Origin of the sequence: Holdemania sp. Marseille-P2844, assembly GCF_900120005.1 — a bacterium.
Taxonomy (GTDB): Bacteria; Bacillota_I; Bacilli_A; order Erysipelotrichales; family Erysipelotrichaceae; genus Holdemania.
In genome coordinates this window covers 64,956-80,586 of record NZ_LT635450.1, presented here as the reverse complement: position 1 = coordinate 80,586, position 15,631 = coordinate 64,956, and the positions used below count along the sequence as shown (strand labels likewise).

Sequence of the window (15,631 nt, the reverse complement as noted above, 5' to 3'; positions counted from 1 at the left end):
AGATAAGTATTAACAATTTTCTTTTATTATAGCCCCTGTGCTATAATTTTACAACGTGAGAGACTGTTCAATGATTGTACAAAATCACAGTCTGATAAGGAGGAGCTGGGTATGAAAGTATTAGTGATCGGCGGCGTTGCGGCAGGGACCAAGGCGGCGGCCAAGATCAAACGCCAAAACCGCGGCGCGGAAGTAAAAATTCTGACGCAGAGCGCGGATATTTCCTACGCTGGATGCGGTCTTCCGTATTATGTCGGAGGGATGATTGAAAGCCGGGAGGAATTGATCGTCAATACCCCGGAAAAATATACGGGACTGACGGGCGTGGAGGTCGTGACCCGCTGCGAAGTGACAAGCGTCAATTTCCAGGCGAAAACCGTCACGGCGCTGTGCCAGGGACAGACCTGGCTGGAGAGCTATGATAAGCTGGTCATCGCGACCGGCGCGACGCCGTTTGTTCCGCAGGTGGAAGGCATCCGGCTGCCGGGCGTCTTTACGATGCGGACTCCGGATGACGCGATCGCTTTGCGGGCTTACGTTCAGGACCGGCATTGCCGCAGCGCCGTCGTGGTGGGCGCGGGCTTCATCGGCTTGGAAATTGCGGAGAATTTACAGGCTCAGGGTCTGGCTGTCACCGTGATCGATGCGGCGGATCAGATTCTGCCGAAGATTTTCGATCCGGAAATGGCGGGATATGCCCGCCGGCGTCTGCGCCAGAATGGCATCCGGGTTTTGACCGGAACACCATTAAGCGAGATCACCGGTACGGAACGGGCGGACGGCGTACTGGCCGGCGGCAGCCGGATCGGCGCGGATCTGGTCGTGCTGGCGATCGGCATCCGGCCGGCGACCACGTTCCTGAACGGCAGCGGTCTGGCCATGGAAAAGGGCGCGATTGTCGTGGATGAAATGATGCGCACCAACATTCCTGACGTCTATGCCGCCGGCGACTGCGCGCTGGTGAGAAACCAACAGACCCATCAGCCTCAGTGGTCGGCGATGGGATCGACGGCCAACATTACCGCGCGGGCTTTAGCCTGTACGATGACTGGAACGGAAACGCCATACGGCGGCTGTCTGGGCACCGGCGTCGTGCGCTTGGGCGAAGGCTTTAACGCCGGCCGCACCGGTCTGACGGAAGCGCAGGCCCGGGAAGCCGGCTATGAACCGGTCACGGTGGTCTGCGCCAGCGATGATAAAGCACACTATTATCCAGGCTCTTCCTTCTTTATGACAAAATTAATCGCCGATCGTTCGACGCATCAGCTTCTGGGCATCCAGGTGCTGGGCAGCGCCGTCGATAAAATGGTCGACATCGCCGTAACGGGCATTGCCGCGGGCATGACGCTGGAAGCGTTCAACAGTCTGGACTATTCCTACGCACCGCCGTTCTCCACCGCGATACATCCGTTTGTCCAGGCTTGCCTGGTCTTGGAAAATAAGCTGTCCGGTGCGATGATGTCGATGACGCCGGCGGACTATGCCAATGGAGCCGCAAAGGACTATCAGGTTGTCGACGTGCTGCCGAAGCCGACGATCGCCGGCGCAAAATGGGTGGATCTGGCTCAGGTCAACGGCCCGATCGAAGGTCTTGATCTTGATGCCAAACTGTTGTTGGTCTGCAACCGCGGCCGCCGCGCGTATCTGCTTCAGAACCGGCTGCGTCACTTCGGCTATACCCAGACGGTCGTCCTGGAAGGCGGCGTCACGATTAATGAAGTGAAGGTGCAGTTTGCCGGGGCGGCGATTCCGCCGGATGAAATCAAACGCGTCAAGGGCTTGGGCTGTTTACAGGATAAACGTTATCCGGATCGCTTCAACGTCCGCGTGATCACCCGCAACGGCAAGATCACCAGCGAGGAACAGCGCAAGATCGCCGAAGCGGCTGAGCTGTTTGGAACCGGCGAAGTCACGATGACGACGCGTCTGACGTTAGAAGTCCAGGGTGTTCCTTACGCGAATCTGGACGCGCTGATGACGTTCTTAAACGACGCCGGGCTGGAAACCGGCGGTACGGGATCGAAGGTTCGTCCGGTTGTTTCCTGCAAGGGCACAACCTGCCAATATGGTCTGATCGACACGTTCCAGTTAAGTCAGAAATTACACGATCTGTTTTATATCGGCTATCATGACGTCGTGCTGCCGCATAAGTTTAAGCTGGCGGTCGGCGGCTGCCCGAACAACTGCGTCAAGCCGAATCTGAACGATTTAGGCATCGTCGGCCAGCGGATCCCGGAGATCAACATGGCGAAGTGCCGCGGCTGTCAGGTCTGTCAGATTGAAAAAACCTGTCCGATTGGGGCTGCGAAGATGGTCGACGGCAAGCTTCAGATCGACGCCGACCTGTGCAATCATTGCGGACGATGCGTATCCAAGTGTCCGTTCAAGGCGATTGAAGAAAGCACCTACGGTTATAAAGTTTACATCGGCGGCCGCTGGGGCAAGAAGGTCGCGGAAGGCAAACCGCTGTCGCGGATCTTCACGAGCGAGGAAGAAGTGCTGGCGTTAGTTGAACGGGCGATCCTGTTCTATCGCGATGAAGGGATTACCGGCGAACGCTTTGCCGATACGATCGCGCGCTTAGGCTTCGATTATGTGGAAGACAAGCTGCTTAACGGTTCGATCGACAAGGACAGCATCCTGAAGAAGACGGTTGTCGGCGGAGCGAAGTGCTAGTTTGATCATGCTTGACGGTTGGGTAAGCGCGGCGTTTGGAACCGCCGATCCGCAGCGTTTTGAGCGCTGCTTCGCCGCTGTGCATCAGGCCGCGGTTCAGCAATTTCCCCGGCTTCCTAACGCGTTGGCACTGACCAGTCCGCGGATTCAGGCGCATCTGGCAGCACAGGGAAAACTGCTGCCGTTAGTCGGCGAGGCGCTGAGCCAGCTTGCAGAACAAGGCTGCCGGCGCGTGGCAGTGAACAGTCTGTTGTTAGCGGAAGGCGCAGAGTGGGATAAGCTGCGAAGCCAGGTGGAACAACGGCGGGCTGATTTTGATCAGCTGATTCTGATTCCCCCGCTGCTCTGTTCAAGAAGTCAGGCTTGCGCTCAGACGCTGGACGCGCTGTTTCCCGCCGAGCCAGGGCTGACCCGGGTTTTGTTGGGACATGGCTGTGCGCAGGGAGCGAATTCGGCTTATGCCGCGCTGCAGACACAGCTGAAATCAGCGGGCCGCGATGATCTGTCGATCGCGCTGCTGCATGGCGGACCAAGCTTAAGCGAGCTGCTGGAAAAATGGAATCAAAGCGGAGCCCGGCGGGTTGAATTGAATTTTCTGATGTTGTGTGCGGGTCATCACGCTCAGGAAGTCCGGCAGGAAAGCCGGAGCTGGACGGCGGCTTATCCCGCGCTGTCCGTGACGATCTCCGATCTGGAACTGGGCAGCTGTCCAGCTTTTCAGGAATTGTTTCTTTCATTCACGGAAGAAACGGGATTCAACGGATAGACAATAAAATACTAAAAGACGAGCGGCAACGCTCGTTTCGCTTACGAATTGAGATTTGCCATACCGCAATGTCGGGCGAGGGCTTTAAAATAATCTTCGTGAGTCAGCTGACGTTCAATCTTGACGATCGAATGTTAGCGTGATCGTTGCGTTTCAACGATCAGGCAGGCTTCCCGGATTTGAAAAGGATCCGAGGGAGCGGACTGCCGCAGTCCGCAGGGACTGCGTTTTTCCGGCTGCGATACGCCGGAGAAATGATGAAATCAGGAGGATTGAAGATGAGCAGAAAACCGGACATTTTTTTGTCTGAATTTAAAGTGAAAAACAAAGCGGCCAAGGTTCTGGCTGCGCTGATGATCCTGGCGGCGATGGCCGGCTGTCAAACGACGCCGGCGGCGACACCGCAGCCGGAAGAAAACGCGGCGGCCGCAAGCTATCCGCTGACCTTTACCGACGCGCTGGATCGGGAAATCACGTTGTCCCAGGCCCCGCAACGGCCGGCGGTGTTGTTTTCCTCGTATGCCGAGCTGTGGCAGCTGGCGGGCGGGGACGTCGCGGTAACGGTCGGCGACAGCGTGAAGCGCGGATTTGTCAACGCCGAGACGCCGCTGGTGGATGATGGCGCCGGGTTAAAGATCGACGCGGAGCAGCTGATTGCCCAGCAGCCGGACTTCGTGATCGCTTCGGCGGATATGGGCGCGCAGGCTGAGCTGTGCGGTCAGTTAAGCGGCTATGGGATTCCATGCGCGGCCTTGAAAGAGGAAAGCTTTGCGGATTATCTTTCCTTATTAAAATTATTCACGCAGATCACCGGGAATACTGAGGCCTATAAGACCTACGGACTCAACGTTCAGCAGGAAATCGAGACGCTGCTGGCGGAAGTGACGCAGGCCCGCTGGGGCCAGGAACCGGTCTCGGTCTTATTTATCCGGGCGGGCTCAGGCTATTCCGCGACAAAGGCGAAAACGGCGAAGGATCACTTCGTCGGCGGCATGCTGGAGGAACTGGGCGCGGTCAACATCGCGGATGAAGCCGGCGCATTGTCGGAGGGACTGGCGTTGGAAAGCATTCTGCTGAATCAGCCGGATGTGATCCTGATCGTTCCCCAGGGCAATGAAGAAGCGGCCCGGGCTTATATGGACAGCCTGCTTCAGGAAAGTGGCTGGCGTGATCTGGAAGCGGTGAAAAACGGCCGCTGCACCTATTTGTCCAAAGACTTGTTTCATTATAAGCCCAATGCCCGCTGGGCTGAAGCCTACCGCGTATTAGCCGGCCTGTTGTATCCGGAGAGCTTTTCATGAAGATCAAGAAGAAACGGGTTCTGATACCGTTTCTCTTTCTGCTGTTAGCGGTGCTGGGACTGAGCGGACTGGCGCTGGGCAGCGCCCGGTTTCCGCTGGATGAGGTGATCGCCGTCTTTACGGACGGCGGCGATCCGACGGTGCGGCTGATCGTGCTGCAGCTGCGGCTGCCGCGGGTTGCCGGGGCTGTGCTGGCCGGCGTGGGGCTGGCGGTCTCCGGTCTTCTGCTTCAAAGCGCAACGGGTAACTATCTGTGTTCGCCGAATATCATCGGCGTGAATTCCGGCGCGGGCTTTGCGGTCATGGTTCTGCTTTGCCTGTTCCCGATGGCGTTTGCGGTTCTGCCGCTGGCGGCGTTTGCGGGCGCGTTGTTCACGACATTTCTGGTGTTGGGAATTTCGGTGAGCGCGGGCGGACATCAGTCCAAGTCGACGGTGCTGCTGGCCGGGGTCGCAGTCAGCTCGCTGCTCAGCGCCGGGATCTCTTTTCTTTCACAGCTGGTTCCCGATGCCCTGGCGTCGTATTCGGCGTTTTCGATCGGCGGATTTTCCGGCGTTCAGGGGGCGGATCTGGTTTTCCCCGCAATCATGATCGGGGTGGGAACGGGTCTTGCCTGGGGATTAGCACCGCAGTTGAATCTGTTGTGTCTGGGTGATGAGCTGGCCGCTACGTTAGGCGTAAAGGTCAAAGCGCTGCGGGTGATCTGTCTGATTCTGGCCAGCGCGCTGTGCGCGGCAGTAGTTACGTATGCCGGGCTGCTGGGGTTTGTCGGCTTGATCGTGCCGCATCTGGCGCGGAAGCTGGCGGGTCATGACCTGCGGATTCTGGTGCCGGTGACCGCGCTGTTGGGCGCGAATTTAGTCGTGCTGTCGGACTTAGCGGGACGGACGCTCTTTTCCCCGGCGGAATTGCCGGCGGGGATTCTGATGGCGCTGTTGGGCGCGCCGTTCTTCCTGTTTATCCTGTTCCAGCGACGGGGGCGTTATGCTTAGGGCCCAGCAGATCAGCCTGCGGCTGGGATCTAAAACCATTCTCAAGCAGGTTGATTTTCAAGCGGAAGCGGGTCAGATCACGGTGCTGCTGGGGCGCAACGGCAGCGGTAAGACGTCGCTCTTGCGATGCCTGGCGATGACGCAGACCCGCTGGCGCGGTCAGGTGACGCTGGACGGCTGTTCGCTGCGCTCTCTGACCCCGCAGGAACGATCCCGCCGGATCGCACTGCTGCCGCAAATACTGCCGCGGCCGCCGATCACCGTGCGCACGTTGACGGGTTACGGCCGTCAGCCTTATCTGGGATGGGGCGGACAGTTAAGCGCTGCGGATGAACAGAAAGTGCAGCGGGCTATGGAACAGGCCGAGATTGCGGCGCATGCGGAGGATTTAGTCTGTCACTGTTCCGGCGGCGAACGCCAGCTGGCTTACTTTGCAATGCTGTTGGCGCAGGATACGCCGGTGGTGCTGTTGGACGAACCCACGGCCAGTTTGGACATGGAATACCGCCGTGTTGTCTATGCGCTTTTGCGCCGGATGAAGGCGGAAGGCAAAACGGTGGTTTTGATTCTGCATGAGCTGGCGGATGCCGTTGAACTGGCCGATCAGGTCTGTGTACTGGATCAGGGGAATCGGGTGTTCACGGGCACGCCGGAGGATTTTCTGATCAGCGGTCTGCCGCAGTCTGTTTTCGGGCTGTGTCCAAAACAGGTCAAGGATGAAACAGGAAATGAGTTTATACTGTTCCGGCCGCTGAATCAAGGCGGGGAATAGCTTGAACTTAAGATAAAAAGGAAAAACCAGACAGATTCGGAAAACGCCTCGGCGAAATTACGGATTTGTCTGGTTTTTAGCTTTAGATAATAGATTATATGAAAAAAATATAACTTAAAAACGCTGTAGATTTTAATAAATGAAAAGAATAAAAGATATAAAGAGGAAATTGAAAATAAAACGGTACTGAGTTATAATAAGCTCAGAAAGATTAATTCAAAAAAGTATTTTTACAAATTTCAATTCTTTTAAGGGGCTTTTCCTGATTTTCCGCAATATTAATATTAGGAGGCTCCTGAATATGAAACAAAGTAACTTACTTCTCAACATTTCCGAACAACAATTACAGCAGGCGGGACTGACCCGCGCTCAGGCTAGAAAAAGTCTGGCCGCTCTTGATTATCGGGATAACGACGTGTTCCGTCATGTGATGAACGCGGAGAATCCGGTTTCCCGAAAGATTCTGACGATGTATCTCTCGGATTTGCTTCATCGGCGGATTGTGTGGATAGGATCGGAAGCGACAGAACCGGTGAAGGCAAACTTCCGGGAGAAAGGGGTCCGCTACGACGTCATGGTGAGGATCCGGGATGATCAGGGAAAGCCGATGCTGGTAAATTTAGAAATGCAGAATTATCGGATGGCGGAATCGTTATCGCTGCGGTCGCAGGGCTATGCCTCAAGGATGGTTTCCGATCAGATTGAAGTGGGCGGCAGCTTTGATTTTATTCCTGTGCTTCAGATTATGATTACCAGGCGGATGCCGGAGATGAAAGCGAGTCGTGAATACTTGCATTACCATCGGTATACTAACGAAAAAACAAGCAAATGGATGCCGAAGGAACGCTGCCGGACGCTTTGGATCGAGATGGAAAAAACACAGGCGTTAGAGAGAATTCCGACAGAACAATGGCGGATTTCAGACAAGATCACATATATGCTTCGATACAGCCGGGATCCGAAAAAGCAGAAGATCATTCATGAATTGATAGAGAAAGAGGAGGTTATTCGAATGATGGAAGAAAAACGGATGGATTTTTTAAAGGACACCAGTGATGCGATCGCCAGGATGCGGATGAAATACGACGAGATGGATGAGAAGACGGTGTATAAAAAAGGCATAGAAAAAGGGATGCGGAAAGGGAAAATCTTATTGCTGAAGGATGTATTAAATCAGAAATTAGCGTTGACGGAAACAGATGAGGCGTGTTTATCTAACTTAACGGAAGAAGATATCAATCAGATCGTCCATGTTTTATATAAGATTAATACGCTGGAAGATTTTCATGATCAGCTTAAAAAGCTTTCTGATTTAAAGAATCGGACCATTAATAATACTCAGTTCTCTTTTTCTCATGATTGATTGGAATCCAGTGTTGACAATAAAAGGATGATAAGGCGAAGACTGAAAAAATCAGTCAGGTAAGCGCTGCACAAGAATAAGCCGATATTGATTTAGCTGAATCTGGTTGTAGAGAGCCGCTCATTCATAGCGTGTAAGAATTTCTCTCATCATCAATATTCATAAACCAAGATTACACTGACTCCCGCATGAGAGCGGGAGTTTGTCGTTAAATCATGGAAAAATCTGAAATCAGGAGAAGTTGAAACACGCGGCGTTTTTGTTTATCCTGTACTTACAAAAAACTATCGCAGTGGGATCGAAAAGAAAGCGGCACTTTCTAAATGGAAATCAGTCTGCCATTTCTATTTTGTTGATATAAACGGTGAGAAATGGATATCACAGTGCGGTTGGCAGAAGCCCGGCGCAGCGCTTCCATGACTAACGCTTCTGTACCGCTGTCCAGATTGGCGGTGATTTCATCCAGAAGCAGGATGCGCGGATCGGCCGCTACGGCCCGGGCGATCGCTAACAGCTGCAGCTGACCTTGAGAAAAGAGCGCCGGATCCCAGGGCGTTGCCATTCCCTGCGGCAGCTGGGCGATGACCGAGTCCAGACCGACTAACCGCACAGCATGGGCTATCTGATCGGCGGTGATCGTTTCATCAAACAAGGAGATTTGATCGCCGACCGTGCCGCTGGCCGGCCGCAACGTTTGTTCCACATAACCGAACAATCGCCGTTTCTGACGATCGCTGATCTGATCGGCTGGGGTGCCGAAAATCGTAACGGATCCCTGCTGAGGAGAATATAAACCAAGGATCAATTTAAAAATTGTAGTTTTTCCAGCGCCGGTTCGTCCGGCCAGCGTGACCGTTTCCCCTTGTTCAACACGAAACGAACAATCACGCAGGACGGTTTCTTCCTTTTCATAACCGAAGGTAACGTGATTCAGCGCCAGCGCCGGTTCGCCGGCCGGCAGGGTGGAAAGTGTCAGCGTTGCATCCGGCAGATTCCGCTGCGGCTGGCGGAAGAAAGCTTCGATCCGCTGAATGCCGGCAACCGCTGATTGAATATTCTCAATTTCCATGCCGATGTTTTCCAGGGGTGTGAAAATCTTGCCGACATAGGCGGTGACCGCCACTGCCGAACCCACCGACATGCCGAATAATGAGCGCCAGCCGCCGGACAGTGTCGCCAGGATCATCATGACGGCGACGACGGCGCTGCTGCTGAAAACGATGATCGGCGAGTAGACGGAATCATAGAAATTCGCTTTTTCCAGACTTTGATAACTTTGCTGCAAGTGCCGGTCATACCGCTTTTCCATCATTTCCTGCTTGTTCAGCGAGCGGATCATCCGCAGGCAGTTCAACGTTTCCGGAACGAGATGGTTGACCTGCGCGATCGCCGCCCGATTTGTTTTCTGAGCCTGCAGCATCCGTTTTTGAAAATGTCGGGTCAGGGCGAACAACAACGGTGTGATCACGATCAGAATCAAACCCAATCCGAGGCTGCGGGTAAAGATCATGATCAAAACTCCAATCACTTTCAAGCTGTCGGCAGCCATGTTGAGGACGCCGTCGTCAAACAGCGCGCTCAGCGCATCGACATCGTTAACCAACAGAGAAACGGTTTTCCCCGGATCCTCACGCGCAAAACAGGCAGCCGGCAGAGTATCGAGTTTGGCACACAGATCCTGACGAACCTGCCGGGTGATTTTCTGTCCGGTCCGGGTGATCAGCGCCGTCTGCAGAGATTCCAGCGCGCCGGCCAGCGCCAGAAATAGAAAATATGCCAGCGCCAGCGGAAAACCGATGGACTGCCGATGGGTCAGCCGGTTGACGATTTGCTCGAGCACCAACGGCGGAAGCAGGGCGGCGCCCGTCCCGGCCAGAATCACGATTACCAGCAGCGAGAGGAACAGGCGCTGCTGGACGATCACGGTGCTGACGCTGGCTTTCAGCGTCAGGGAAGCGTTATTCTTTTTCATCGTCGGCGCCTGCTTTCTTCTGCTGCTTTTCAACCAGTTGGGCATAAGCGGGATTCTCCGCCATCATCGTCGTGGGATCGGCGACTCGGGCAGTGCCGTTTTCCAGCCAGAGCACCTGATCAAACTGGGCAAAATGGATCAGACGATGGGAGATCAGCAATATGACCCGGTCTTGGGCCAGCATGCGCAGATTGCGCAGAATTTCAGCTTCCGTGGCGGGATCGACGGCGGAAAACGGATCGTCGAGCACCAGCACCGGACAAGGCCGGGCCAAGGTTCGCGCCAGAGCGAGGCGGGCCTGCTGACCGCCGGACAGACGCGTCCCCTGATCACTGATTCGAGTCTGAAGCCCTTTGGGCATCGCGGTAACTTCTGCGTCCAGCGCGGTGAGCTTTAACCAGGACATGCAGTCCAGATTCTCGCCAAGCTGAAGATTTTCTTCAATCGTGTCGCTGAGCAGCTGCGGGGCATGGCCCAGATAACCGACCAGCCGGCTGATCTGCGCGTTGTTGAGCTGCGATATTTCCAGACCGTTGATCTGCAGACTGCCGGCGTAGGGCAGTTCGCCTAAGAATAACCGGCCCAACGTTGACTTTCCGCAAGCCAGAGGACCGGTGACCCCGATGATCTGTCCCGCCTGAGCCTGCAGCGTCAGATGCTCAAACAACGGCGGCTGATGGGGATAAGCGAAGGTACAATCTTCAATTTTTAACTCGACGGGGCCGACAGCGGGCGGCAGGGTTGAATCAGGAAGGATCACCGGCTGCAGCTGTGGCTTAATCCGCTGCCAGGATACCTTCGCTTTCTGAACCGCATTGAACAGCTTGGCGGCATGTGAACTCTTTAATGCCAGCCGGGTAAAACAGGCCAGATAAGTTGTAAAGGCGGCGATATCCCAGACGGCCCAGCCAACGCCCAACATGTTTTGCGCGCCGCGGATCAGCACAAACAGGACGCCGATCATCGCGATGATGTTGTACAGCGGCTGCATCGCGTTTTCCCAGACATTGGAAACGACGGCGTTTTTTTCAACGACGGCCAGTTGTTTTCCGATTGCCTGATTCCGTTGATTTTCACAGCCGAAGACACGGTAGGTCGGCGCATTGCTCACCCGATCGAGCATCATCGTGTTAAGCTGACTGACGCTGATTTTGTAAGCCGCTGCGCTGCGGGTGATCGGATGTTTCAATTTCTCCGCCAAAAAGGCGGCCAGCGGCATGAACAGGCAGGCTAAAAGCGTAAGCCGAACGTCGTAAATCAGCAACATTCCCAGATAGGCGATCATGACCACGCCGGTATCGAACACCTCCGTCGTAAATTTGCGCATGCCTTCGGCGCACGCGTCGACGTCGCTGATGGCCTTGGTCATCAGGCTTCCGGCCTCATCTGCACTCAAAGCGGCGGGATTTTGATAAACGAGATTGCGGTACAGCACCCGCCGCATCGAACGGGCTGTATCATTGGCAAAACGCCGGACCCCGAACCGCTTAAGACAACGCGCTCCCTGGACGATCAGGATCACCGCCAGATACGCCAGCGCCAATCCCGCCATATCGGCCCCGGTTTTTTCTTTCGCCAGAACCGCCGTCAGACACAGGGTAAGCTGTCCCTCAAAAAAGGGCCCGGCCGTCAGTCCGAGGTTGTAAAGAATACCGGAAAACGCGACGCCGGCCAGGACGCCCCGCTCCTGGTAAAAATAGGTGCTCAGCCGATCAGGCCGGCGCTGCGCCTTTGATTTGTGCGTCATGGATCAGTCCTCCTTCGGGGAATCCAGCCGCTGGCTCACATGTGGAAATCCAGCTTGGCTTTCCTTTTTGCAGCGCAGATACAGCCGGTTTAACAAGCTGACGAAGACCTCCGTTTCCGCTTCGCTGAACTCTTCCAGCAGCCAGGCGTAAAATTCGGCTTCAATCGCGGCTTTGGATTGCTTTAGAGCATCTGCCTTCGCCGTGGCCATTAAGCGTCGGGCCCGCTTGTCGTCAGGATCCAAAGTCCGGATCAGATAGCCTTTCTGTTCGAGATTGGCCGCCCGCCGCGCGCAGGCCCCTTTGTCAATTCCAAGCACGCTGCGGACGCCCGCCTGAGTGATGCCGGGATTTTTCCGAACGATGTGAATGAAATCCAGTTCCGCCGCTCCGAGACCTTCTGCTTTTAACGAACGGGTGGTGAACTTGCGGACTTCGCGGGCGATTTTGGTTATTTTTCGAGCTGTTTGATCCATGATCAGAACTCCTTTCTATATTCATAACGATTGTGAATGTGCTGGATGCGAATGGAAAACGCAGAAAAGCAAATAAGATAAACACGGAAAAGTAAAAAATGGATGATACTACATCTAAATTGATGATAACCCCTCTGATTTTCGATGTCAATTTAAAAATGCCAGTCCGACGCCGCGCTGCGTCATTTTTTGTTTCCACTTTGTGAAATTTGGGAAATCGTCAAAACCTGAAATCAGCGCGAATCAGATCAGTCCGATTTCCGTCATGAATTTGTAAGACTTCGTCAAGTCGTTGTCATTGAGTTCCCGAATGATTTTAGCTAAAATGAACATACAGACAGTTCAAATTTTGAAAAATGTCTGACAAGCCGAAAAGTGGACGACAATAAAAAAGAAAGCGGAAAATTTAAACTTTCTGCGCTTTTCAATGATCTTATAAAGGGGTAGAAATTTTCTATCGTACGGAAAGGACGATTGGATAGAATGAAAACACAGAATAGAAGAAGAAAAAGAGGACGCCGGATTAATAAAGGAAATCTGGCGATTCTGATGGTGATCGCCATTGCCGCGCTGGTCTTGATCGGAGCCGGAGGGGCCTGGCTTCTGACAAACCGCGAGCCGTCATTTCTGAAACCGCAGATCTCTTCCTCGGAGAAACTGAAGGATAAAAGCAAGGATGTTCTGCTTGCGGTCTATTATCCGCAAAGTGCCGACAGTACCTTTCAAGAAGCACTGGCGCACAACGCCGAGACGCTTTTCAACGACCTGAAGACGCAGACCGAGGGCTATCAAAAGGAAAAGAAACCGTTGATGATCAAGGCGGATTATCAGATGAATGTGAATCAGGATCGTTATGTGTCATTGGAATATACGATTTCACGGAATGAAAATGAAACGGTACAGGAACAACGGCAGTCGTATTTGTATGATTTAAGCGAACATCAGTGGATCGATTCTTCGTCATTATTCGATGAAGACGCGCTGAAATGGCTGTCGGCGAATCTGCGGGCTCAGCTGAAAGCAGACGATCACTGGAAAGAGACTGCCTACACGCTGCCGCTGATTGAAGCGACGGCCTGGGATTCTGGCAATTTTGCGGATTTTACATTGCGGGATGGCACGTTGATCTTCAATTTTCCAGCGGGCAAACTGGGAGAAAACGCCTACCGCTGGGAGTTTCCGGTATCCAATCTGGGCGAGCATTTCCTGCTGGATCTCGGGCAGGGTACATTGCCGGAAAATAACGTCCGGATTGCGCCGCGGGTGATCGATCCTGATAAACCGATGGTCGCGCTGACCTTCGACGATGGGCCGCATCCGACCAACACGCCGCAGCTGATCAATCTTCTGCAGCATTACGACTCCGCCGCCACGTTCTTCATGCAGGGCATGCGGGTGGAGAAATATCCGGAAACCACACTGATGGTCATCAACTCCGCCAGCGAGGCGGCTTCCCATTCCTACAATCATCCGAAGCTGACAAAGCTGAAGGGCGACAATTTGTTATTTCAGCTCAACCGCACGACCGAACTGGTGCAGGAGCTGACCGGCTGGCAGTATACGATCAAGCATTTCCGGCCGCCTTACGGCGCGGCGAACGCAACGGTGAAAGAAAACTCCGCTTATCCGTTAATCATGTGGAGTATCGACACGCTGGATTGGAAAACCCTCGACCCGGTGCAGACGGTGGAGAATACCATGGCCGCGGTCAAGGATGGCTCGATCGTTCTGATGCATGACATTCACGCGGAAACGGTGACGGCGGTCGAATCGCTGCTTCCGCAGCTGATCGACGCGGGTTATCAGCTGGTCACCGTCGATGAAATGCTGCAGGCCAGGGGCACCGAGGTTTACAATGGCCAGCGCGTCTTCAGTGCTTATGACGTGAAGGATTAAAGCCAGGTTATTTTTTGAAACACAGCGACCACACAACAACGGGCGGAACAAACCCGTTGTTTTTAAAAGGAAGATTCTTTAGAAGGAAGATTCTTTATCCAGATAACAAAGTTTTAGCTGTCAAGGGCTGTTGTTTATTGCGATCGGCCATTGAACTGAGGAGGAGACGCAATGATGAAGAAAAGATGGCGATCAGCGTATGCTTTGAGCTTCGCTATCGTTCTGTTTTATCCGTTGTTTACGCCGCCGGCAGTTACATTAGCTCAGATCGAATCAAGTTTCGATTTGGAACAAGCGAACGAGCTTTACGAACTGTTCTTCAATCTTCCGCATCTGCATTTTCAGACGAACAAGGTGTTCAGCATTCAGAACCTGACCGCGGATCCGGATGAACTTTACGATTACATCAATCTGGAAGTTTCAAGCACGCCTCAGTTTCACAGCTATATTCTGAGAAAAATTCTGGAAATTCAAGATAAAACCGTTGCCACGACGCGCTTTCTGGAGAAGGATACCGAGGTGCTCGTTAAACTTGTTGAGACTGATTTCCATACCGGGGACACCGGGAGTTTTGCTTATTCCAGTATCGCTTATTTTCAGGTGGAGGGACTTTATTATGCCGCCGCGACTTCAATTTGGGGAAGGCGGGAGGCGCGGCCGTTCAGCTCCAGCGAGATCGCTGCGCTTGAGGAACAGGTGGTCGCAGAAGTCCGAAAGATCGTTCGACAAATACAAAAAGGGAATTCCACGAATTGAACGGGAATTCCTTTTAAGTTGAATCCATGAGGGAGCCTGCCGGACACTGCGGTATAAAGGTAAAAGCCATCCTGCAGGATTCACTTGCGGAACGCGATCCCCGTAGTCCTTTTCAGGAATGGTTTGTTGATTCAACGTGCATCTGGCCCAGCGTTTCCGCCAGCGGCGCCTGAATACAAAGATCGGCGTTATCGTCCATTGGCGTCGCCGTCTTATTGATGACGACGAGTTGATCGCCGGTGAAATACCGCACCATCCCGGCAGCCGGATAGACTGCCAGCGAAGTGCCGCAGATGATCAATACGTCCGCCTGCCGGATCCAGGTTAACGCTTTGTCCATGACAGATTCGTCAAGCGCTTCCTCATACAGAACGACGTCCGGTTTCATCAGGCCGCCGCAGATCGGACACCGCGGCAGATCCTTCGTATTCAGAATAAAATCCAGACCTTCCTCATGATGGCAGTGCACGCAGTAATTCCGCATGATTGAGCCGTGCAGCTCCGCGACGTTTTGGCTGCCGGCGAGGGTATGCAGATTGTCGATATTCTGCGTCACGACGCCCAGACATCGGCCGGTTTTTTCCAGCTCGGCCATCAAGCGGTGAGCGGCGTTGGGCCGGGCGTTGGGATAAAGCATGCGGCTGCGGTAAAACCGGTAGAACTCTTTTGGATTCGCCTTGAAAAAATGATGACTGATGATTTCCTCCGGCGGGTAATCGTACTGTTGGCGATACAGTCCATCGACGCTGCGGAAATCCGGGATGCCGCTTTCCGTGGACGCGCCCGCGCCGGTAAAAAAGACAATGCGCCGGCCCTGATCAAGAATGCTTTGCAGCGTTTGCAGCGTTTCTTCCATGATGATCCACTCCTTTTTCTAAATCGCTTGCAGATTTTTTTTATGATTTTTGTTCATGAT

12 protein-coding genes are annotated in these 15,631 nt (G+C 53.8%); 8 read left to right on the top strand and 4 right to left on the bottom strand.

Annotated elements, in window-relative coordinates:
• Window positions 1-111: 111 nt before the first annotated feature.
• From BQ7364_RS05095 to BQ7364_RS05070, 6 genes are all read left to right on the top strand, one after another.
• Complete coding sequence (locus BQ7364_RS05095) at window positions 112-2,676, top strand: FAD-dependent oxidoreductase (RefSeq protein WP_072683720.1); 2,565 nt, start codon at window positions 112-114, stop codon at window positions 2,674-2,676.
• Window positions 2,677-2,683: 7 nt separating this feature from the next.
• The gene (locus tag BQ7364_RS05090; protein ID WP_072683719.1) at window positions 2,684-3,442 is read left to right on the top strand and encodes a sirohydrochlorin cobaltochelatase; all 759 of its coding nucleotides are present in this window, start codon (window positions 2,684-2,686) and stop codon (window positions 3,440-3,442) included.
• Window positions 3,443-3,720: 278 nt separating this feature from the next.
• Window positions 3,721-4,743, top strand: coding sequence for an ABC transporter substrate-binding protein (locus tag BQ7364_RS05085; protein WP_159432754.1), 1,023 nt, complete (start codon window positions 3,721-3,723; stop codon window positions 4,741-4,743).
• Window positions 4,740-5,735 (top strand): FecCD family ABC transporter permease, encoded by a 996-nt coding sequence (locus BQ7364_RS05080; RefSeq protein ID WP_072683718.1) that lies wholly within the window; start codon window positions 4,740-4,742, stop codon window positions 5,733-5,735. The genes BQ7364_RS05085 and BQ7364_RS05080 overlap by 4 nt, the downstream gene beginning before the upstream one ends.
• Entirely contained in the window at window positions 5,728-6,507 is a 780-nt protein-coding gene (locus BQ7364_RS05075; protein WP_072683717.1) for an ABC transporter ATP-binding protein, read from the top strand. The genes BQ7364_RS05080 and BQ7364_RS05075 overlap by 8 nt, the downstream gene beginning before the upstream one ends.
• A 301-nt stretch (window positions 6,508-6,808) precedes the next feature.
• A complete protein-coding gene (locus BQ7364_RS05070) occupies window positions 6,809-7,870 on the top strand; it encodes a hypothetical protein (RefSeq protein ID WP_072683716.1) in 1,062 nt (353 codons plus the stop codon).
• Between the two features lie 319 nt (window positions 7,871-8,189).
• Here BQ7364_RS05070 and BQ7364_RS05065 read toward each other — a convergent pair whose 3' ends face one another.
• From BQ7364_RS05065 to BQ7364_RS05055, 3 genes are read right to left on the bottom strand one after another with little or no spacing between them, the layout of a single operon-like run.
• The gene (locus tag BQ7364_RS05065; protein ID WP_072683715.1) at window positions 8,190-9,842 is read right to left on the bottom strand and encodes an ABC transporter ATP-binding protein; all 1,653 of its coding nucleotides are present in this window, start codon (window positions 9,840-9,842) and stop codon (window positions 8,190-8,192) included.
• Window positions 9,829-11,589 carry an ABC transporter ATP-binding protein gene (locus tag BQ7364_RS05060; protein ID WP_072683714.1) on the bottom strand — a complete coding sequence of 587 codons (1,761 nt, stop codon included), beginning with the start codon at window positions 11,587-11,589 and terminating at the stop codon, window positions 9,829-9,831. Before BQ7364_RS05060 ends, BQ7364_RS05065 begins: the two co-directional genes overlap by 14 nt.
• A 3-nt stretch (window positions 11,590-11,592) precedes the next feature.
• Window positions 11,593-12,063: a MarR family winged helix-turn-helix transcriptional regulator gene (locus BQ7364_RS05055; RefSeq protein WP_072683713.1), complete on the bottom strand. Its 471-nt coding sequence runs from the start codon at window positions 12,061-12,063 to the stop codon at window positions 11,593-11,595.
• A 483-nt stretch (window positions 12,064-12,546) separates the two neighbouring features.
• Between BQ7364_RS05055 and BQ7364_RS05050 the strand changes: the two genes are divergently transcribed.
• Entirely contained in the window at window positions 12,547-13,959 is a 1,413-nt protein-coding gene (locus BQ7364_RS05050) for a polysaccharide deacetylase family protein (protein ID WP_083538440.1), read from the top strand.
• Window positions 13,960-14,130: 171 nt separating this feature from the next.
• The gene (locus tag BQ7364_RS05045) at window positions 14,131-14,715 is read left to right on the top strand and encodes a hypothetical protein (protein ID WP_072683711.1); all 585 of its coding nucleotides are present in this window, start codon (window positions 14,131-14,133) and stop codon (window positions 14,713-14,715) included.
• A gap of 112 nt (window positions 14,716-14,827) precedes the next feature.
• On the opposite strand, the gene BQ7364_RS05040 is transcribed toward BQ7364_RS05045, so the two are convergent.
• Window positions 14,828-15,571, bottom strand: a complete 744-nt coding sequence (locus BQ7364_RS05040) for an NAD-dependent protein deacylase (protein ID WP_072683710.1) — start codon at window positions 15,569-15,571, stop codon at window positions 14,828-14,830.
• Window positions 15,572-15,631 lie beyond the last annotated feature (60 nt).